Source organism: Mangrovicella endophytica (assembly GCF_002893625.1).
Taxonomy (GTDB): domain Bacteria; phylum Pseudomonadota; class Alphaproteobacteria; order Rhizobiales; family Rhizobiaceae; genus Mangrovicella; species Mangrovicella endophytica.
Genome location: NZ_PKMZ01000009.1, coordinates 88,373 through 108,460, shown reverse-complemented (window position 1 = coordinate 108,460; position 20,088 = coordinate 88,373). Strand labels below are relative to the sequence as shown.

The 20,088-nt window shown below is 67.7% G+C and carries 20 protein-coding genes; 4 read left to right on the top strand and 16 right to left on the bottom strand.

The genetic code is table 11. The features are described 5' to 3' along the window. Nucleotides 1–5: 5 nt before the first annotated feature. From C0R46_RS16780 to hydA, 3 genes are read left to right on the top strand one after another with little or no spacing between them, the layout of a single operon-like run. Nucleotides 6–680 carry an amino acid ABC transporter permease gene (locus C0R46_RS16780; protein ID WP_102960810.1) on the top strand — a complete coding sequence of 225 codons (675 nt, stop codon included), beginning with the start codon at nucleotides 6–8 and terminating at the stop codon, nucleotides 678–680. A 26-nt stretch (nucleotides 681–706) separates the two neighbouring features. Next, entirely contained in the window at nucleotides 707–1,924 is a 1,218-nt protein-coding gene (locus C0R46_RS16775; RefSeq protein WP_102960809.1) for a cysteine desulfurase-like protein, read from the top strand. Next, complete coding sequence (gene hydA / locus C0R46_RS16770; protein WP_102960808.1) at nucleotides 1,921–3,330, top strand: dihydropyrimidinase; 1,410 nt, start codon at nucleotides 1,921–1,923, stop codon at nucleotides 3,328–3,330. Before C0R46_RS16775 ends, hydA begins: the two co-directional genes overlap by 4 nt. Nucleotides 3,331–3,542: 212 nt before the next feature. Here the strand turns inward: hydA and pldH are convergent, their stop codons facing one another. Genes pldH through C0R46_RS16735 form a run of 7 tightly spaced genes read right to left on the bottom strand, consistent with a single transcriptional unit; the run spans nucleotide 3,543 to nucleotide 11,012 of the window. Continuing rightward, on the bottom strand, nucleotides 3,543–4,283 hold the full coding sequence (gene pldH, locus C0R46_RS16765) for a pyridoxal 4-dehydrogenase, SDR-type (RefSeq protein ID WP_102960807.1): 741 nt from the start codon (nucleotides 4,281–4,283) through the stop codon (nucleotides 3,543–3,545). Between the two features lie 32 nt (nucleotides 4,284–4,315). Further along, entirely contained in the window at nucleotides 4,316–5,494 is a 1,179-nt protein-coding gene (gene ppaT, locus C0R46_RS16760) for a pyridoxamine--pyruvate transaminase (protein WP_102960806.1), read from the bottom strand. A 10-nt stretch (nucleotides 5,495–5,504) separates the two neighbouring features. Beyond that, on the bottom strand, nucleotides 5,505–6,311 hold the full coding sequence (pldA, locus tag C0R46_RS16755; RefSeq protein WP_102960805.1) for a 4-pyridoxolactonase: 807 nt from the start codon (nucleotides 6,309–6,311) through the stop codon (nucleotides 5,505–5,507). Nucleotides 6,312–6,332: 21 nt separating this feature from the next. Continuing rightward, entirely contained in the window at nucleotides 6,333–7,268 is a 936-nt protein-coding gene (locus C0R46_RS16750) for a putative B6 ABC transporter permease subunit 1 (protein WP_102960804.1), read from the bottom strand. A gap of 3 nt (nucleotides 7,269–7,271) precedes the next feature. Further along, nucleotides 7,272–8,360: a putative B6 ABC transporter permease subunit 2 gene (locus tag C0R46_RS16745; protein WP_102960803.1), complete on the bottom strand. Its 1,089-nt coding sequence runs from the start codon at nucleotides 8,358–8,360 to the stop codon at nucleotides 7,272–7,274. Next, nucleotides 8,357–9,919 (bottom strand): putative B6 ABC transporter ATP-binding protein, encoded by a 1,563-nt coding sequence (locus C0R46_RS16740; RefSeq protein ID WP_245413637.1) that lies wholly within the window; start codon nucleotides 9,917–9,919, stop codon nucleotides 8,357–8,359. Before C0R46_RS16740 ends, C0R46_RS16745 begins: the two co-directional genes overlap by 4 nt. 55 nt (nucleotides 9,920–9,974) lie before the next feature. After that, nucleotides 9,975–11,012: a putative B6 ABC transporter substrate-binding protein gene (locus C0R46_RS16735; RefSeq protein ID WP_102960802.1), complete on the bottom strand. Its 1,038-nt coding sequence runs from the start codon at nucleotides 11,010–11,012 to the stop codon at nucleotides 9,975–9,977. Nucleotides 11,013–11,094: 82 nt separating this feature from the next. Between C0R46_RS16735 and C0R46_RS16730 the strand changes: the two genes are divergently transcribed. Next, nucleotides 11,095–11,523, top strand: coding sequence for a hypothetical protein (locus C0R46_RS16730; protein WP_157944675.1), 429 nt, complete (start codon nucleotides 11,095–11,097; stop codon nucleotides 11,521–11,523). A 64-nt stretch (nucleotides 11,524–11,587) separates the two neighbouring features. On the opposite strand, the gene C0R46_RS16725 is transcribed toward C0R46_RS16730, so the two are convergent. The 9 genes from C0R46_RS16725 to C0R46_RS16685 all read right to left on the bottom strand — a co-directional run bounded on the left by C0R46_RS16725 (nucleotide 11,588) and on the right by C0R46_RS16685 (nucleotide 20,081). Beyond that, nucleotides 11,588–12,601: an ABC transporter substrate-binding protein gene (locus tag C0R46_RS16725; RefSeq protein WP_102960800.1), complete on the bottom strand. Its 1,014-nt coding sequence runs from the start codon at nucleotides 12,599–12,601 to the stop codon at nucleotides 11,588–11,590. Nucleotides 12,602–12,643: 42 nt separating this feature from the next. Further along, a complete protein-coding gene (locus tag C0R46_RS16720) occupies nucleotides 12,644–13,453 on the bottom strand; it encodes an ABC transporter permease (protein ID WP_102960799.1) in 810 nt (269 codons plus the stop codon). Further along, nucleotides 13,450–14,310, bottom strand: coding sequence for an ABC transporter ATP-binding protein (locus C0R46_RS16715; RefSeq protein WP_102960798.1), 861 nt, complete (start codon nucleotides 14,308–14,310; stop codon nucleotides 13,450–13,452). The genes C0R46_RS16720 and C0R46_RS16715 overlap by 4 nt, the downstream gene beginning before the upstream one ends. 4 nt (nucleotides 14,311–14,314) lie before the next feature. Beyond that, nucleotides 14,315–15,244: a 5-formyl-3-hydroxy-2-methylpyridine 4-carboxylate 5-dehydrogenase gene (fhmpcd1, locus tag C0R46_RS16710; protein WP_102960797.1), complete on the bottom strand. Its 930-nt coding sequence runs from the start codon at nucleotides 15,242–15,244 to the stop codon at nucleotides 14,315–14,317. After that, nucleotides 15,244–16,893 (bottom strand): GMC family oxidoreductase, encoded by a 1,650-nt coding sequence (locus C0R46_RS16705; RefSeq protein WP_102960796.1) that lies wholly within the window; start codon nucleotides 16,891–16,893, stop codon nucleotides 15,244–15,246. The genes fhmpcd1 and C0R46_RS16705 overlap by 1 nt, the downstream gene beginning before the upstream one ends. Before the next feature lie 115 nt (nucleotides 16,894–17,008). Next, on the bottom strand, nucleotides 17,009–17,731 hold the full coding sequence (locus tag C0R46_RS16700; protein ID WP_102960795.1) for a class II aldolase/adducin family protein: 723 nt from the start codon (nucleotides 17,729–17,731) through the stop codon (nucleotides 17,009–17,011). Between the two features lie 70 nt (nucleotides 17,732–17,801). After that, a complete protein-coding gene (locus C0R46_RS16695; protein WP_102960794.1) occupies nucleotides 17,802–18,260 on the bottom strand; it encodes a YbhB/YbcL family Raf kinase inhibitor-like protein in 459 nt (152 codons plus the stop codon). Between the two features lie 28 nt (nucleotides 18,261–18,288). Further along, on the bottom strand, nucleotides 18,289–18,879 hold the full coding sequence (locus C0R46_RS16690; RefSeq protein WP_102960793.1) for an amino acid synthesis family protein: 591 nt from the start codon (nucleotides 18,877–18,879) through the stop codon (nucleotides 18,289–18,291). A 62-nt stretch (nucleotides 18,880–18,941) separates the two neighbouring features. Beyond that, nucleotides 18,942–20,081 (bottom strand): FAD-dependent oxidoreductase, encoded by a 1,140-nt coding sequence (locus tag C0R46_RS16685; protein WP_102960792.1) that lies wholly within the window; start codon nucleotides 20,079–20,081, stop codon nucleotides 18,942–18,944. Nucleotides 20,082–20,088 lie beyond the last annotated feature (7 nt).

Here is a 20,088-nt window from a genome sequence, read left to right as displayed (position 1 = left end):
TCAGCATGGGTATCGTTGAAACCTTCTTCAACGTCGACGTCCTCGTCCGCTACTACCCGCTGCTTCTGCAGGGCCTCGGCCGCACGGTCCTGCTCGGCCTCCTGTCGATCGTGCTGGGGCTGATCGGCGGCCTGGCTCTGGCGATGGTGAGGCTCTACGCGGCCAGCGCGTTCCGGGCTCTTGCGATCGCCTATATCGATGTATTCCGGGCGCTGCCGGTGCTGGTCTGGCTGGTGGTGGTCTATTATGCGCTGCCGTTTCTCGGCATCCGCTTCTCGCCCTTCGCGGCGGCCGTATTCGCCCTGTCCACCGTTTCGACCGCCTATGCGGCAGAGATCTTTCGCGCCGGCATCGAAGCGATCCCGCGCGGCCAGTTCGAGGCCGCCGATGCGCTCGGCCTGCATTCCTACCAGCGCATGCGGCGCGTGATCCTGCCTCAGGCGATCCGGGTCGTCATTCCGCCGCTCACCAACAACTCGATCAACGTCATGAAGGATACCGCGCTCGCCTCCGTGGTGGCCCTGCCGGACCTCCTGAAACAGGCGACGCAGGCCCAGGCGCTCGCCGCCAATCCGACGCCGCTGATCGGCGCGGCCATCCTCTATCTCCTCATCCTCCTGCCGCTGGTGCGCCTCGTCGCGCACTATGAGACGCGTCACGCCCGTCGCGCCGCGCGCTGACGCCGCTTCTGCAAGAAAGTTCCCCCATGTCTCTCGATCTCGACTTCGTCCGCTCCCAGTTCCCCGCCCTTGGCGGCGAATGGGCCTACATGGACAATGCCGGCGGCAGCCAGGTGCTGGCGCGCGTGGCCGACCGCGTGTCCGACTATCTGCTGACGTCCAACGTGCAGACCGGGGCGAGCTACGCGCCGAGCCAGCGTTCGCTCGAGCGCGTGTCCGCATCGCGCGGTGCCTTTGCCCGTTTCATGAACTGCGATCCCGGCGAGATCGTCGAAGGTGCGAGCACCACGATCCTCATCCGCTTCCTGTCGGAGGCGATGACGGGACGCCTGCAGCCGGGCGACGAGATCGTACTGACCAATGTCGACCACGAGGCCAATATCGGGCCGTGGCTGAAGCACGAAGCGCGTGGCGTGAAGATCAAGTGGTGGCGCTGCAATCCCGAAACGTTCGAGCTTGATCTCGCCGACCTTCGCGCTCTGATGAGCGAGCGCACGAAGCTCGTCTGCGTCACGCATGCCTCGAACATCCTCGGGACGATCAATCCGATCGCCGAGATCGCCGATATCGCGCATGCGGCCGGCGCCGAGCTGGTTGTCGATGCGGTGGCCTATGCCCCGCACCGGGCGATCGACGTGAGGGCGCTCGGCGCCGACTACTACGTCTTCAGCGTCTACAAGGTGTTCGGGCCGCACCATGCTGTGATGTACGGTCGGCGCGACAAGCTGGAATCGCTCGACAACATCTACCACTACTTCTTCGACAAGAGCCGAGTGCCGCACAAGCTGGAGCCCGGCAACATCAACTACGAATGCGCCTGGGGCTCGATCGGCGCCGTGGAGTATGTCGAGGAACTGGGCACGCGCTCCGGCGCCTCCGCCGGCCGGTCGGCAATCGAAGCCGGCTTTGCCGGCATCGCCGAGCAGGAGCGCGTCGTCACCGCGCGGCTGATGGAGTTTCTCACCTCGCGCAACTCGGTGCGTGTCATCGGGCGCACCTCGACGGCGCTGGAGGACCGCGTGTCTACCGTCTCCTTCACGGTCGGGCAGGACAGCTCCAAGCGGGTCGTGGAGGGCGCGGACAAGGCGATGGTCGGCATCCGCTATGGCGACTTCTATGCAAGGCGCCTCGTCGAGGAGCACGGCCTCCTGCCGCAGGACGGCGTCGTGCGCGTATCCATGATCCACTACAACACCGTCGAGGAGGTGGATCGCCTGATCGCCGCGTTGGAGCCGGCGCTTTGACACTCGATCTGGTGATCCGCGGCGGGACGGTCGCGACCGCCGCCGACGTTTATCGCGCCGATGTCGGCATCAGGGATGGCACGATCGCGCAGATCGGCCTCGGCCTCGAGGCGGCGGAGGTCATCGACGCGACCGGCCGGCTGGTCTTGCCCGGCGGGATCGACAGCCACGTCCACATCTCGCAGCCCTCCGGCGACGGCATCGTCATGGCCGACGATTTCGAGTCCGGCACGCGATCGGCGCTTTTCGGCGGCAACACCACGGTTCTGCCCTTCTGCCTGCAAGCGAAGGGCCAGAGCCTGCGCGCGGCCTTGCAGGACTATCACGCCCTCGCCGAGGGCCAGTGCTATACCGACCATTCCTTCCATCTGATCGTGTCCGATCCGACTCAGGCCGTGCTCGGTCAGGAGCTGCCGGCGCTGGTGGCGGACGGCTACACGTCCTTCAAGGTCTTCATGACCTATGAGGGCTTGCGGTTGAACGATGCTGAGATCCTCGCGACCATGGACACGGCGCGCCGGACCGGCGCGCTCGTGATGGTCCACTGCGAGAACGAGGACGCGATCCGCTACCTGATCGGCCGGCAAGAGGCCGAGGGAGAGGTCCGCCCGAAAGCCCACGCCACCACCCGCCCGGTCGCGGTGGAGCGCGAGGCGACCCACCGTGCGCTGTCGCTGGCGGAGATCACCGAGGTGCCGATCGTCATCGTCCATGTCTCGAACGGCGCGGCGATGGCGGAGATTGCGTCGGCAAGAGCCCGGGGCCAGAAGGTCGTCGGCGAGACCTGTCCGCAATATCTGATGCTGACAGCCAAGGACCTCGACGGCATGGACTGGGAGGGCGCGAAATTCGTCTGCTCGCCGCCGCCCCGCGACGAAGCCGAGCAAGAGGCCTGCTGGCGCGGCATCGAGACCGGCGTCTTCGACCTCTTCTCCTCCGATCACTGCCCCTTCCGCTACGACGATCCGGCCGGTAAGCTGAACCCCAGGGGCCGGACGAGCTTCCGGCATATCCCAAACGGCATTCCCGGCGTCGAGACGCGCCTGCCGATCCTGTTCTCGGAGGGCGTGGCGAAGGGGCGGATCGACCTGTCCCGCTTCGTTGCACTGACCGCGACCAACCATGCGCGCACCTATGGCTTGGAACGCAAAGGTTCGATCGCGATCGGCATGGATGCCGACATCGCCATTTGGAACCCGGAGGCGAAGCGGACCATCCGCCATGCCGACCTTCACGACGGTGCCGACTACAGCCCCTATGAGGGCACCGAGATCACCGGCTGGCCTGAGACCGTGATCGTCGGCGGCAAAGTGATGGTGCGGGAGGGTGAGCTTATCGGCGCGAAGGGAGAGGGACGCTACGTGCCCCGCAGCCGCTCGGCGCTTGCCGCATCGGCGTATCCCTGATCCGAATATCGCCTGGACCGTCTCGTCGCGCCGGGCAACCAGAGGGTATTGAGCCCGACAGCGTCAGGACTCGCGATCCGGATGACTTCGGCCGCGTACGGAGGACCCTGCAGATCGTCGCGTCCGCTGGAGGAAAGGATGTGCCGATCATCCCGCCCCGAGCGGCGGGATGATCGATGCGAGAGGCGGAACCGCGCGGCTCCTTGGGAATCCTAGTGCCGGACCATGCCGGCGTCGACGTTCAGCGTCTGGCCGGTGATCCAGCGGGCGTCATCGCTGGCGAGGAACGCCACGACGTCGGCGACGTGCTCGGGCTGGCCCTTGCCCTTCACCGCCTGCAGCATCTCGACGAACTCGAAGGCTTGGTTGTGCGGGCTCGCCTTCACGCCGTCGCTCTCGATCAGCCCTGGCGTTACGGCGTTGACGGTGATGCCGTAGGTGCCGAGCTCCGTCGCCAGGGCACGGGTCAACCCGATCACGCCGCCCTTGGCTGCGACATAGGCAGCCATATTGGGCGTGCCGGCGAAGAAGGTGTTGGAGGAGATCGAGATGACGCGGCCGCCCTTGTTGGCGGCGCGCATCTGGTCGGTCGCCGCGCGCGTGACGAGGAAGGCGCTGGTCAGGTTGACCGCGATGATCTTGTTCCAATGATCGAGATCGACGTCGTCCCAGGCGATGAAGGGCACGATCGAGGCGTTGTTGACAAGGATGTCGACGCCGCCGGTTTCTGTCTCGATGCGCTTGAACAGCGCCGCGACGGCGGCGGGGTCGGACACGTCGGCGGCGATCGCCGTGCCGCCGATCGCCTGCGCGGCTGCCGCACCGCCCGCCTCGTTGATGTCGCTGATGATCACGCGGGCGCCGTCGGCGGCGAGCCTCGTGGCGATCGCCTTGCCGATGCCCTGCGCCGCGCCCGTGACCAGCGCCACCCGACCGTCCAGTTTCCCTGCCATCCTGTCGTTCCCTCTTCTTGCTTGTCCGTGGTTCACGCCGCGGCGTCGATGACGGCCATGGCGGCCTCAAGGCCCGCGCCGGTGTCGGCCGCGTGGCCGAGCGCGCGCAGCGCTCCGCCGAGCGCCGCGATCGCGGCGATGGCGTAGATGGGCTGGGCGGTCGGCCCCATGTGGCCGATGCGCGTCAGTCGGCCGAGCGTTTCGCCGCGCCCGGACGAGAACACCACGCCATAGCGGGCACGCGCTTCGCGCCGCAGCGCCGCCTCGTCGACGCCGTCCGGCGTGCGGATCGCGGTGGTCGTCGGGGAGGCGATCGCCTCGTGCTTGGGCCAGAGCGCCAGACCCGTGGCGAGCGCACCCGCGCGCGTGGCACGGGCGGTCAGCGCATGGCGCTCCCAGACCGCCTCTGGTCCCTCGTTAAGGTAGAGGTCGAGCGCCGCGTCCAGCCCGTTGACCTCCGCGACGGACGGCGTGAAGGGAAACGGCTTGTCCCGCGACCACGCCGTTTCCCAGTCAAGGATCGACAGCATGGAGGCGCGCGGCGCCAAAGGGTTGCTCTTCATCTTGTCCCAGGCGCGTGGGCTGACGCCGGCGAGCGTCAGGCCGGGGGGCGCGCCGAGGCACTTGTTCGGCCCGGTGATGTAGAGGTCGGCCTGGCAGTCCTCGGGATGGGTGCGCATGCCGCCGAAGGACGAGACGGCGTCAACGATCAGATAGGCCCCATGCGCCGCGACGAGGGCACCGATCTCGTCGATCGGGTTGATCGTGCCGGAGGGCGTATCATGATGGCAGACCGAGACCACGGTGATCTCGGGATGGGTCGCCAGCATGTCCTTCACCGCCTGCGGGTCGATCGCCTCGTCATAGGGCGTTTCGATCTCCAGGAGGTTTGGCGTGTAGCGCTTCGCCCAGTAGCCGAACCCCTTGCCGTAGACGCCGGAGGCCAAATTCAGCACCGTGTCGCTCTCGGCGATCAGCGACGCGGCGGCGGCTTCGAGGCCGAGCACCGGCTCGCCATGCAGGATCACCGGCCGCGTCGACAGCCGCATCGCTCGCTGCGCCTTATCGACCACGGCCTCGTAGAAGGCCTGGAAAGCGGGATCGTAGTCGTAGAGGACCGTCCGGCTGAGCGCCCGCAACACCTCCGAATAGGCGTTTACCGGCCCGGAGGTCAGCGTGATGACGGGCTCTTTCGTGTCGGCGTAGCGCATGGCCGAGTCCTCAGCCGTAGAACTGCGTACCGGTGCGGTAGGTCAGGAAGTTCTCCATGTCGTGGGAGAACATGAGGTCCGCGCCTTTGTCTTCGGCCAGCTTCTGCACCCGGCGCATCGAAGCGACGCCGGCCACCGGGTCGATGTGGAAGGCCGCCTGGCAGAGCGTCTCCAGGCTCTTCTGCGTGTAGGCCGCGTCGATGGTGAACAGGATCGGCTTACGGGTCTGGAACTCTACCAGCAGGCTGTAATGGCCGATCGAGTGGCCGGGCGTGGCGATCAGGTGCACCCCCTTGGCCAGCTCGATGTCGCCCTCGATGCCTTCGAAGGTCGAATTCTGCCGCGTCGTGCCGGGCAGCAGCTGGTCGGTGGCGCCGCGGGCCTCGGCGGCCTCGGCCGAGAAGGAAAGGTCGGAATAGCCCAGATGCTCGAAGGGCTGCGGCGCGCAGGCCTGCGGCACCTCGCTCCTGTGGCAGATCTTCTTGGCATGCGGGAAGTACTTGTTGCCGCCGCAATGATCGAAGTGAAAGTGGGAGTTGAAGACGACGCCGACATCCTTCGGCTCGAGGCCGATCAGGGCGAGCGCGCCGGGAATGGTCTGATCCCGGCTCTGGATCGGCTTCTCGAAGGGCAGCACCTTCATGACGTGATCGTAGTCGAAGCCTGTGTCGATCAGGAAGCGGCCCTCGGTGTGCTCGATCAGGATCGAGTACACGGGAAAGCGGACCTCGCCGCCCGGCCCGCGGTTCCAGAAGACGTGGTAGCCGTCGAGCACCAGCGAGCCGCCGTCGAGAAGATATACCTTGGTGTCACTCATCTTCGCCTCACTTGAGTTGGGTCAGCGCGCACCGCGCTCGTAGGGAATGCCAAGCGCCGCCGGCAGGCTGGCGCGCCGTCCGAACAGGACGAGCATCGCCATAACCGCCAGGAACGGCAGCATCTGGATGAGGTCGGTCGGGATGTTGACGCCGGCCACCTGCGCGGCCGTCGTCACGGACAGGCAGCCGCCGAAGATCAGCGCGCCGGCCAGCACCCACAGGGGCCGGCCCCGGGCGAGCATCGCCAGCACGATGCCGAGGAAGCCGGCCCCGTTGGTGATGAAGGGGATGAACAGGCCTGCTCCGACATTGGCGAGATAGGCGCCACCGAGGCCCGCCATGGCACCGGTGAAGAGGACGGCTGCCGTGCGCGTGCGCACGACGTCGATGCCCGCGACGTCGAGCGCCGCCGGCTTGTCGCCGGCTGCCTGCAGGTTCAGGCCGAGCTGCGTGCGCCGGTAGACCCAGATCATCACCCAGACCGCCGCGACGGCGAGGTAGACGATCAGGTGATGGCGGAACAGCGCCGGGCCCAGCACCGGAATATCGGACAGGAGCGGGATCGGCGTCACGGCGGCCGCCGGCAGGCGGGGATAACTGCGGGAGAACTGGAAGTGGTGCAGCAGCGCCGTCAGCCCCTCCAGCCCGAGCGTCAGGGCGATGCCGATGACGATCTGGTTGAGCCCGATGCGTACGCACAGGAGCGCCATCAGCGCGGCCACGGCCACGCCGCCGGCGGCACCGGCGAGGAAGCCGAGCCAGAAGGATTCCGAATAGTAGGCGCCGACGAAGCCGAGATAGGCGCCGGCGATCATCATGCCCTCGATGCCGATATTGAGGACGCCGGCCTTTTCCGACATCTGCTCGCCGAGCCCCGCGAGCAGCAGCGGGATCGCCGCCGTCACCGCGCCGAACAGGAGCGCGGCCAGGAAGGAGGTGCTGAGAAGGCCATCCATGGCTCAGACCCTCCGCGCCCGGTCGAACCGGTGGTCGAGATATTCGGCGATGGCGAGCGTGATCAGGACGATCGACACCAGCACCAGCGTGAAGGTCTGCGGCACGCCGAGCCGCCGTGCTGCGCTTTCGCCGCCGATCGACAGCACCGACAGGAGGAAGACGAAGCCGATGGCGGCGTAGCCGTTCATGCGGGCGAGGAACACGACCGGGATCACCGCAAGGCCGTAGGCCGGGTTCCAGTCGGCCCTGACGTTGCCCTGCGTGCCGACGACGTCGATGGCGCCGCCGAGGCCGATCAGCCCGGCCGAGAGGGCAAAGACGGCGCTGACGAGAACGGGCACGTCGAGGCCGGCATGCACCGCAGCGCGCGCATTGGCACCGACCGTCCGCAGCTTCAGTCCGAAGGCCGTCCGCGTCATCATCAGATGGACGCCGACGATCGCGACGACTCCGAAGACGAGGCCGCTGGTGACGGTCGTCTCGAACAAGCGCGGCAGCCGGTCGGGAACCGGAAGCGTGCGGGTCTGCGGCACGGTCGTCGACGGATCCAGGAAGACGAGCTTCACCAGCACGTTGGCGAGCGAGACGCCGAGAAAGCTCATCATCAGCGTGGTGATGATCTCGTTGACGCCCTGATAGGCGCGCAGCAGCGCCGGCAGGAGCGACCAGAGCATCGCCACCGTCGCTGCGATGACGAAGGCAATCGGCAGCGCCAGCCATGCCGGCAGGACCTGCACCAGCAGCGGCGCGCTCGCCGCGGCGGTCACCGCGCCGAGCAGAAACTGCCCGTCGCCGCCGAGATTCCAGATGCCGGCCCGGAAGGCGACGATCAGGCCGGCCGCGATGAACAGGAGCGGCGCCATGCGCGTCAGCGTCTGCTGGAGGCCGAGCCCCGACAGGAGCCCGCGCTGCACGACAAAGCCGTAATAGGCGAAGGGGTCGACGCCGACCGCGAGCAGCACGCAGCCCGCGATGACCAGCGAGACGAGGATCGGAACCACGGTGATCGCGAGCCTTCGTGCGAGGTCGCGGCGGCTGCTGCGGCCAGCGGAAGCATCGAGCCCGACGGCGGGGAGGGCGTCCTGGCTCATGCCGCAAGTCCGATCATGAGGCGGCCGACCCGCTCGCCGGCGCTGTCCTCGTTGCGAACCGTTCCCGCCAGGCGGCCCTGCGAGATCACGGCGATGCGGTGGCACATGCTGAGGAGCTCCTCGAGGTCCGTCGATATCAGCAGCACGGCCATGCCCTGGCTGGCGATCTCGCGGATGCGCTCGCGCGTTGCCAGCGTGTTGGAAAGATCGAGCCCGTAGGTCGGCTTGTTGAAGATCACGGCCCGGACGCCTGTTGCGAGTTCGCGGGCGATCAGCACCTTCTGAATGTTGCCGCCAGACAGACGGCCGACCGGCGTCGCGATGCTCGGCGTGCGGACGTCATAGAGGCGGGTCAGCTCGGCAGCGCGGGCGTCGATCTCGCCCGTCCGTTCGACGCCGGAACGCCAGAAGGGCGGCTCGCCGATCTGCTTGAGCACGTAGTTGATCGACACCGGGAAGGTGCCGACCGTTCCCTCCGCCAGGCGGTCGTCGGTGAGGTAGCGCAGACCGCGGCGGCGGCGGCCGCCCACATCGAGCCCGTCCAGCGCCTCGCCCGCCAGCAGCACGCTGCCGCCGGCCGTGGCGCGCTGGCCGGCCAGTGCCTCGGCAAGCTGCTTCTGGCCGTTGCCGTCGATGCCGGCGATGCCGAGGATCTCGCCGTGCCCGACCGTGAAGGAGATTGCGTCGAGGCCGGGCGCGTCCGCGGTGCGTGCGACGGCGAGGTCTCGCACTTCCAGGAGGGCGTCGTCGTTGGCCGCGCGCGGCGGGATCATGACCGCCGCACTGCCGGCCTGGCGGCCGAACATCATGGCGACGATCTCCTCCACCAGCGCGGCCTGATCGAGCGAGCGCAGGCGTTCCGGCGGGATCTCGCCGACCTTGCGGCCGAGCTTGAGCACCGACACGCGATCGCCGAACTCGGCGGCCTCGGCGAGCTTGTGGGTGATGAAGACGACGGCAAGCCCGCGCTCCACCAGCCGGCGCATCAGCGCGCCCAGCTCGGCGATGCCCTGCGGCGTCAGCATGGAGGTCGCCTCATCGAGGATCAGGAGTCGGCTGTCGCGCAGCAGCGCCCGCACGATCTCCACCTGCTGCTGCTCGCCAAGCGAGAGCTCGGAGACTCGCGCGCCGAGATTGATCTCGATGCCGAGGGGGGCTGCAATAGCGGCGACGCGCTGCGTCAGCTCGGCGATGGCCGGACGCTGCCACCAGCGGCCGCCCAGCGCGAGGTTCTCCGCGACGGTCAGCGACGGTACGAGCATGTTGTGCTGGAACACGGTCCCGATGCCGAGCGACAGCGCATGGCTCGGCGAGCGGATCGCCATTTCGGCGCCGTCGACGAGGATGCGTCCTGCATCGGGCTGCTGGAGACCCGACAGCATGCCGATCAGCGTCGACTTGCCGGCGCCGTTCTCGCCCAGCAGCACGTGCACTTCCCCGGCGTGGATGGCGAGGTCGATCCGGTCGTTGGCGACGATGCCGGGAAAGCGCTTGGTGACGCCCTCGAGCGTCACGATCGCGGGTCTGGTTCCTGCCCGGTCCATGGTGCGTTCCGTCATCGGCTTCCAGCTGAAATCCAGTGGCCGGAGGGTGAGCCCCTCCGGCCGGGTACGCCTACTGCGCAGCTGCGGACACGTCGGTCATCAGGCCACGCACGGCGGTCGCCTCGAAGACCGGCTCGATCTTGATCTCGCCGGAGATCATCTGGTCACGGATCTTCTGGACCGCGCCCCAGACGTCGTCGGGGATCTGATCAGTCTTCAGCAGCTTCACGGAATCATCGGTGAGCCCGATCGCGTAGTGCTTCGTGCCGAAGGTGTCGTCCTTGATGTCCTTGATCATCGCCGCGTAGATCGGGGTGATGTTCCAGACCACGGAGCTGAGGAGGAAGCCCTTGCTCACCGGCGTCTTGTCGCCGATCACGTCGATGAAATAGACCTTGCCGCCATCCGCGGCCTTGGTGGTTTCCACCGCCTGCAGCATGCCGAAGCTGGAGCCGTTGCCCTGGCCGAAGATGATGTCGGCGCCGGCCGCGATCACGCTTTCGGTCACCCGCCGGCCGCCGGCGGCGTCGCTGTAGGCGGCGGGTCCAATCACGGCGTAGGTGATCTTTACGTCGCCGTTCTCGGCCTTCACCCCTTGCGCGAAGCCGGCGGACTGGGCGTTCCACGACGGCGGCTCGCCCGATACGACGATGCCGACATGCTTGGACCGGCTCATCTTGGCGGCGAGACGACCGGCGAGATAGGCGCCCTCGTGGCCGCTCAGCGTGTAGTCCGCGACGAGACCCTTCTGGAGGCCCTGCGGCGTGTCGACGATAGCGACCGGTGTCTTGGTCTCGCTTGCGATCTCGGGTGCGGCGGTGTTGTAGCCGCTGGCATGCGCGATCATCAGGCCGGCACCGTCTTCCGAGAGCTCTCGCAGCGCCGGGCGGACGTCGCCGTAGCCGAGGCCCTGGGCCACCTCGCAGGTGATCCCGGCCGCCTCGGCGGCGGCCTTGCAGGCGTCGATGCCCTGCTGGTTCCAGCCGTAATCCGTGCCCTCCTCCGGCGTCAGGATCGCGATCGACGAGATCTCGGCGCCAAGCGCGGACGCATGTAGCGCAAGGGAAAGTACAACAGCACTTGCAGCAGTAACAAATGTATTTCTCATGCGAGCCTCCATTTTGAACTGTTGTTTTTGGTTGAACTGTTTAGTGTCTCTCCCGTTTCACCCTCGATTTCCCGAGAATGACATGAGATTGAACGCTTACTACGCTGCTGTCTTCCTCGTTTCTGCACTGCCTGCCGGCGCAGTCGAGCTGCACCACATCGAGGTGCGCCGCGGCACCGATGGGCTCGACCGCGTCCCTGTGACGATCACCAATGCGGCCGGCGCTCCGCTGGCGTGCCACATCGATCTCGCCCACTGGTATTCGGCCGCCCCGACCCCGGTCGCGCCTGGAGCCACCGCCAGCATCGAGCTCTGGCGCGATCCGTCGACGGCGGCGTATTCGCTTCTCAACGACAAGCGGGAGAACATGGCGGTCGAGACGCTCTGGTGCGGCTTTGCGCGGGATGCATACGGGACCCGCTCCCAGATCGTCCTCGACCGTTCGGCAGGGCCTTCCAGTTCGCGGGCCGTGACCTGCGGCGAGGAGGCCGGCCGGCTCCGCTGCCGGTAGCCGCGCCCCGGACGGCCTGCGTCTGTGCAAATGCCGGTCCGGAGCGCCATCGGTTCGTCCCGCCTCAGCTCTTCGGCAGGAAGGTGTCGGTGTAGACGCTGTCGACCGCTGGCGTGGTCTTCAGCACGCCCTGCTCGGAGAGCGTCTTTAGCGTCTCCTCCCACTGCGCCTTGCTCATCCAGCCGAGGCCATGTGCCTCGGTCTCCGGGCTGGTAAAGGTGCTGTGGATGTCGGCCTGGATCTGCGCGAGCAGGACGTCCTTCTTGTCGGCGTAGCCGGGGACGGCCTTGGCGGTGATCTCGGCTGCTTCTTCGGGATGGGCGGCGACGTAGTCGAAGGCCTTGATGTAGGCCTTGACGAAGCGGCCCACGAGATCGGGCTTTTCCTTGATCATCGCGTCCGAGGTGAGGAGGCCGGAGCCGAAGGCCTTCCAGCCGAAGTCGGCGCCCTGCATGACGCTGAGCGAGCCGGGGCCGCCGGCCTTCGCCTCCAGTTCGGGGACCTCCGCGTCGAGATAGCCCGGAACGGCCTGGACGCGGCCGAGCAGCAGGTAGCTTTCGTACGGCGGCGACACGCTGTTGAGCGTCATGTCCTTTTCGGTCAGGCCGTTGGCGGCAAGGAAGCTGCGGAAGAAGATGTAGGTCGAGCCGGCCGGGTGGATGCCGATGGTGAGGCCCTTCAGGTCGTCGGGCTTCTCCAGCTTCACCGTCTTGGCGAGCGAGAGCATCGCCAGCGGGGACTTCTGGTTCACCGCCGCCAGCGCCACGGCGGGCACTCCTTGCGAGCGGGCGACGGCCAGCGTCGGCAGGTCGCCGAAGCCGAACTCGGCATTGCCGTTGCCGACCAGCCGCATCGTATCGGGCGAGCCGGATCCCTTGCGGATCTCGGTGACCTCGATGCCGTTGTCGGCGAAGAAGCCCTTCTCCTTGCCGACGAAGAACATGGCGTGGTTGCCGCGCACCACCCAATCGAGCTGCACGGCGACCTGGTCGGCGGCCAGCGCCGGCAGCGTGCCGAGGCAGAGAGAGCCGGCCACCGCGGCGATCCCCGCCGCCTTGATCAATGAGCGCCTCAGCATGTCCTGTTCCCCTTTTCGTTGAACCTGAAACCCATGGGTCGGCTAGCGGCCGCTGAACTTCGGTGCCCAGGGCACCACCAGCCGTTCCAGCAGCTCGGCGGCGTAGTAGAAGACGATGCCGAGGACCGAGACGAGCAGCAGCGCGGCGAAGACCAGCGGCGTGTCGAGCTGCGTGGAGGCGAATTGGATGGCGTAGCCGAGCCCGTCCGAGGCGCCGGCGAACTCGCCGACGATGGCGCCGATGACGCTCAAGGTCGCGGCGATCTTCATGCCGGCCATGAGGTTCGGCAGCGAGTGCGGCACGCGGATGCGCAGGAGGATTTGGCTGCGGCTCGCCCCGACGGAGTTCATCAGCGAGACCAGCGAGCGGTCCACGGACTCCATGCCGGCCAGCATGGACAGGGTCACGGGGAAGAAGGCGATCACCAGGATCAGGATGATCTTGGGCGCGAGGCCGTAGCCGAACCACAGGATGAAGATCGGCGCCAGCGCCACCTTCGGCACGTTCTGGAACAGAACAACCAGCGGATAGAGGGCGCGGCCGAGCCAGTCGAAGCGGACGATGAGGAGGGCTAGCGCGACGCCCGCCACAACGGACACGACGAAGCCGAGCAGGATCTCCTCCGCCGTCACGATGCTCGCCTGCAGGAGCGTCCCCCAGTTGGCGGCCAGTGCCTCCGCGACGGCCGAGGGCGCCGGCACGATGAAGGGCGAGATCGCGAAGATCCGCACCACCGCCTCCCAGGCGAGGAGGGTGATGACGGACAGGATGACCGGCGGCAACCAGCGGTCGGTGACGAATCGCCAGGCCGGCATCTCGCGTGGGGTGACGGAAGAGGACTGGACGCTCATGACGGCTGCCCCGGACGGTGGCTGTCGCGCAGCAGCGCGCGCAAGCCGTTGTGGAGCCTGATGAAGTCGGGGTGCTCGACGATCGATACCTCGCGCGGGTAGGGCAGCGGGACGTCGAGCGTCTCGATGATCCGCCCCGGCTTGATCCCGAGCACGTGCACCTGCTTCGACAGGTGCACCGCCTCGTCGATCGAGTGGGTGACGAGCACGATCGTCTTGCCCGTCCGCTCCCAGATCTCCAGCAGCGATTGCCCCATCGTGTCGCGGGTGATGGCGTCGAGGGCACCGAAGGGCTCGTCCATCAGGAGTACGGCCGGGTCGAGCGCCAGCGACCGGGCGATGGAGACGCGCTGGCGCATGCCGCCGGAGAGTTCGTTCGGCATCTTGTGGGCGGCGTCGCCGAGTCCGACGAGGTCCAGCATGGCTTGGCCGCGTTCGCGCAAGGCCGCCTTCGACAGCGTCGGATCGGCGATGCTGAGCAGCATGGAGGCGTTGTCGACGGCGTTCTTCCACGGGAGCAGGTTGGCGTCCTGAAAGACGAGCCCGATCATGCGCCGGCGTGCCGCGTCGGCCGGCGCATGGCCGGCGACCGACACGCGACCGGTACTCGGCTCCACGAGCCCGGCCAGCACCTTCAGGAGCGTGCTCTTGCCGCAGCCTGATGGGCCGATCAGCGACACGAACGATCCCTCGGGGACCGAGAGGTCGATGTTGTCGAGGATGACCTGGCGGTGGCGACCGGACCCCATCGTTACGGAGACGCCGCGGGCGCTGATCAGGTCGGAAGCCGCCGCGACGCTTGCGACGGCCTGCAGCGTTGGAACGTCGTTTCGCGCGCGGGCGGCAGCCAGAGCCATGTCTCTAGCCCCGCCCTTCGAGGATGCGGCGCACCGCGATCAGCTTGGCGGCGCGGTCGGCCTGCAACTGTGGGATCGTGCCCTCGGCGTAGTTGTAGATGCCCTTGCCGGACTTCAGCCCGAGCGTGGCGGCGGCGATCTTTTTCTCGACCATCGGCGCGACGTCCTCGCGCCGTGCCAGGTCGGCGTTGAGGAATGAGGAGACCGAGCGGTAGATGTCGAGCCCGGCCATGTCGAGCAGCGCCATCGGTCCGACCACCGCGATCTTGTAGCCGATGCCCCAGGAGACGCAGGTGTCGATGTCCTGCGGCTCGATCACGCCGCGCTCGACGAGGTCGACGGCCTCCCGCAGCAGCGCGTAGAGGACCCGGTTCTCCACGAAGCCCGGAACGTCCTTCTTCACCACCACCGGCAGCAGCCCAATCGAGCGGATCAGGTCCCGGATCGTCGCCACGGTCTGCGGGTCGGTCTTCTCGCCGCCGATCACCTCGATCATCGGGATGATGTGCGGCGGGTTCGACCAGTGCATGCCGACCATCCGCTCGGGGTGGGAGATGTGGGCCTGCAGCTGCGTGATCGGGATGCCGGACGTGTCGGACGCCACGATGACGTCGGCCGCGATCAGCCCCTCGATGGCGCGGTAGATCTCCGCCTTCACCCCGATGTTTTCGGGCACGTTCTCGATCACGAGGTCGGCACCGGCCACCGCGTCGGCGATGTCGCCGGTGAAGCGGATCGTGCCAGCGCCGCCGGCAGGCGCGGCGATCTCCAGCGCGTCCAGGACGCCCTCGATCGTGCCGAGAGCGGAGCGGGCGCGCTCGACCGCCGCCGGCGCGATGTCGTAGGCCGTGACGTCCAGGCCGCCCCTGGCCAGCCGGGCGGCCATGCCGGGCCCCATGGTCCCGAGACCGAGAATGGCGATGCGACGGATCATCAGGCCGCCTCCCTCATGCTGGGCGCAGCGCGTGTCTGCGAGTGGGACGCGGCAATCAGGTCGGCCGCCTTTTCCGCGATCATGATCACCGCGGCGTTGATGTTGCCGCAGACGAGGTCCGGCATCACGGACGCGTCGACGACCCTGAGGCCCGCGACGCCGCGCACGCGCAGCTGCGGATCGACCACGGAGGCCTCGTCCGCGCCCATCCGGCAGGTGCCGGCCGGGTGGTGGACGGTGATGGAAGTGCGGCGGATGTGCTCGTCGATCTCGGCGTCGCTCTCGCAGGCCGGCCCGGGAAAGAACTCCGCCTCGACGAAGGGCTGCATGGACGGCTGGGCCGCCAGCCGGCGCGCCGCCCGGAAGCCGGCGCGCAGCGACTCCCAGTCCCGCGGCGAGGCGAGGAAGTTCTGGTGGATCAGCGGCGCCGCGAGGGGATCGGCGGAGGCGAGCTTCACCGCGCCGCGGCTCTCCGGCTGCGTCGCCACGATGCGCGTCGCAAAGCCGTCCGCGAAGGGCGCCTTGAACGGCTTGAAGTAGGGCCAGGCCGCGAGCGGAGCCGCCGTGAACAGCAGCTGCACGTCCGGCAGCGGCCGTGACGGATCACTCTTCAGGAAGGCCACCACGCCGCCCGGCACGTCGCCGGAGAAGCCGCGCCCCGTTAGGTAGGTCCGGGCGAAGTCGAGGCCGATCCGGTCGGCGCGCATCTTGCGCAGGAACGGGCCCTCGCCGCGGCGCCGATACATGAGGATGACGGAGACGTGGTCCTGGAGGTTCTTGCCGACCGCCGGCAGGTGAATGCGCGTCTCGATGCCGTGGGCGGCGAGTTCGTCCCCCGCGCCGATGCCGGACAGCATCATCAGCTGCGGCGTGTTGATCACGCCGCCGGAAAGCAGTACCTCGCGGCGCGCGCCAACCGTCCGCTCGCCGCCGCGGTGGTTAATGGTGATGCCGGTCGCTCGCGCGCCTTCCATCACGATCCTGGTGGTCATCGCGCCGGTAAGGACGGTGAGGTTCGGCCGCTTCAGCGCCGGCCGCAGATAGGCGGAGGCGGTCGAGCAGCGCCGGCCGTTGGCGATCGTCATCTGCAGGCGGCCGAAGCCTTCCTGCCGCTCGCCGTTATAGTCGTCGGTCTGCGGATAACCGGCCTCGACGCTGGCCTTGGCGAAGGCGTCGATCAGCGGGTCCCTGTAGCGGCAGAACTGCGTCCGCACGGGCCCGGCGCCGCCGCGGAAACGGCTCTCGCCGCCCTCCCAGCTTTCCTGCTTGCGGAAGTAGGGGAGCACCTTCTCGTACGACCAGTCGGAGAGGCCACTGGCCGCCCAGCGGTCGTAGTCGCCGCGGTTCCCCCGCACATAGGCCATGGCATTGGTGGAGGAGGAGCCGCCGATGACCTTGCCGCGGGCGCACTCGACGCGCCGTCCGCCGACATTCTCCTCGGGCTCGCAGAAATACATCCAGTCGTGGCGCCGCTCGGTGAGGATCTTCCCCCAGCCGAGCGGGATATGGATCATCGGATCGCGGTCCCAGCCACCCGCCTCGACCAGCAGCACCGTACAGTTCGGATCCGCGCTCAGCCGATGGGCGAGCACGCAACCGGCCGATCCGGCCCCGACGATGATGTAGTCGTAATCTTCGGCGTGCGACATGGCTCGTTTCGTTGCGTTCTCCCGTGACGCCGGAGCGCCGTGGGATCATTGAAATCGCCGGTAAGTGATCCTTGCGCGGCACCGGCGGCCGTGACGCGGTCCGCAGGCGTCCGGATCAGAGGAGGCCTTTCTGCCGGAGGCGCTCCGACCAGTGGTCCCAGCCACGGTTGATCTGCGCGCCGACAAGGTTCCCCGCCGCCTTGAGCTCGCCCGCCGACAGGTACTTGATCGTACCGATCCGCAGGCCGGCGGTGTGGGCGGCGGCCTCCTGCTCCAGATAGAAGGCGCGGAACACCACCTGCCGGACGGAGCTGCCGACGTTGACGACGCCGTGCCGCGCCATCAGCACGACGGGCTGGTCGCCTAGGCTTTCGGCGATCTCTGCACATACGGCCGGGCTGTTGCCGAAGAGGTCCGTCTCGTCGCCCTGCTTGTCGCGGATCTCGTAGACCGGCACCCTCTCGCCGAGAAAGGCGCCCATATGCGTGACCGGCCGGAGCGGCTCGTCGACGAAGCAATAGGGCAGCACCGCTGGCGAGTGGGTGTGCAACACGCACTGCACATCCGGGCGCGCCTTGTAGATCTCGCTGTGAATGTAGCGTTCGAGGTAGGATGGCCGGTTGTCGGTCGTCTCGCCCTCGAGGTTGAAGCGCTGCATGTCGTCGACCGTGATCACGGCCGGAGCCAGCTTCTGCGCCAGGAAGAAGTAGTTGGGGTCTTCCGGGTCACGTGCGCTGATATGGCCGAACACGTCCATGATCCCCTCGTTGATGAGGATCTTCGTTCCGGTCACCAGCTCCTCGAACACCGTCCGGCGGGCGTCGCTGACTTCGCTCATGATTGCACTCTTCCATTCCCTTCCGTCACAGCCGGCGCAGGGCGGAGGCGAGCCCCGCCCAGAGATCGGCTCAAGCGTTCTGGTAGATGCCGACGATGCGGTTCTGCTCGATGATGTTGCCGGCGTAGGTCTCCAGGAACTCCTCGCGGGTCGGCGTTCCCTCGACCTCGGTGTCGAGCGCATAGACCCAGAAGTAGTAGTGGTGGTCGCCATGCCCGGCCGGCGGCTGCGGGCCGTAATACTGCTTGTCGCCGGCGCCGTTCGGTCCGACGCGGAACTTCTCCTGGGCGTCCGACAGATCCGTGGTCGCGGGGTCGATGCCGTAGACGGTCCAGTGCGTGAAGCCGTTCGGCAGCGGCGCATCGGGATCGTGGCAGATGACCGCGAGCTCTTTGGCGCCCGCGGGAACGCCGCTGATCGTCAGCTTCGGCAGGACGTTGCCTTTGTCGCCGGCATGCTCGTCGCGCAGCCGGCCGAGCGGCTCAAAGTCCGACGAGGCGATCTTCAGATCCTTGATGTTAAGAGGCATGGATTGTCCTTTCAGAGGGTCGGGCCGGTCACGCGGACTTCTTCAGGTCGGCGACGGACTTGCCGCCGACGCGCTGATGCACGCGCGGCCCCGAGGCCACGGCGACGCAGATCAGCAGCTCGTCCGGCCGCGGACCGTCCGGCACGGAGAAGGTGACGGCGTCGTAGTGGGAGCGGATGTAGAGCTCGTCCTTGTGGGCGAGCGGGATGTCGATGGAGGTGCCCGCCGCCGCAACCTTGCTGACGGAGGAGATCCAGGCCTCGCCGCCACCCACCTGCTCGCGCAGCGGGTTGCCGAAGACCGTGGTGATGCAGGCGACCACATGCTCCTGCTCGCCGGCCGTGCCGGCGATCCCGCCCTTGCCGTAGCTCTCCACCGGCCGGTCGGCGAGAAGGGCAGCGGCCCGCTCGCCAAGCGCGTGCCCGATGGCCGGGCTCGGATCCGTCAAATCCTTGAGCTCGGCGGCGAACCGGCCAGCAAACGGATTGCGGATGATCACCGCAGCGGCGGCCTTCACCAGCGTCTCGCCGGGCTCACCGCCGTCGTGCCGGATCTCGTGGACGGCCGAGTACCATCCCCTGACCTCATAGAGCCGCTCGACTTCGTCCGAATAGTCCATTCCCGTCTCCCGAGGGCCGCGGCTCGCGCGCGCCGAAGTTGTCGACCGATCCGATCCGAGCACTATTGCGGCCATGAGGAGGTGCGGCGCAGCGGATCGTAGCAAGCGGCTTCGAGGGCCGCCGGCGTGAACATGTTTCCCTTCGACAGCGAGCGGTTCGCCGCATAGTCGCCGGACAGCGCCTGGCAGCGATCGGTGATCGGCCGGATGCGCGTTTCCCAGGCGGTCAGCGCGTCCTCGACCGAGGCGGCGAGGGCCAGATCCTGCGACAGGCTGAAGGCGTTCACCATGGCGCAGCCCGCGCCCTGGGCGAGGGCCGGGCACATGGCATGGGCGGCATCGCCGACGAGGGCGACCTTGCCGCGGGTCCAGCTGTCGAGCCGCGTTGTCGCGTATCTGTCGTAGCGGGCGCTCTGCAGCTTGGCCGCTTCGACGAGGCAGGGCTCCAGGAACGGGAACATCTCGACCCAGACCTCAAGGTCGATCGGCACCCGCGAGCCGCGCGGATCGGCCGCCGGCGCCATCAGGCCGAGATAGAGCTCGTTCTCGTTGCAGGGCGAGTAGAGGATCCGCTGAACGCGCGGCCAGAAGTTCCACATGTCGATGGTGTTGTCCCATTCGCCATGCCCGAGTTCCTTCTTCATCCGCGGGACGATGAGCCTGATGATGCCATCGGTGGAATCCCACCGATCCTGCTTGAAGCCTATGGAATCGCGGACCTTGGAGCCGACGCCGTCCGCGCCGACGATCAGGTCCGCCTCGACGACCTCGCCAGTATTGAGGGTCAGGCGTCCTTCCGGGTCGGCAGCGACCGCCTCGGAATTGACGCGGATGTCGATGCCGAGGGCGCGGGCGCGATTGGCGAGCGCGTCGTGCAGGTGGCTGCGCGTCATGATGCGCCAGGGAAGGCCGTTGAAGGTTTCCTTGGAGACCGACTTGTTGTGCATCCAGGTCTCGTAGGTCGGCGGCGTGTGCGACCCTTTGAGAACCTCCTCCAGGGCACCCAGCCCTTCGAGAACGCGCAATCCATTGTACCAGAGATAGATGCCGGCACCGAATGCCCTGAGTTCCGGACCCTTCTCGTGCAGCGTCACATCCCATCCGCTCTGCTTGAGCGCGATGGCCGCCGTCAGGCCCGCAAAGCCGCCGCCGGCGACTTCGGCGCGGCGCGTCCTGACGGGAGCTGTGTTCAAGTTGGCCATGGTCGGT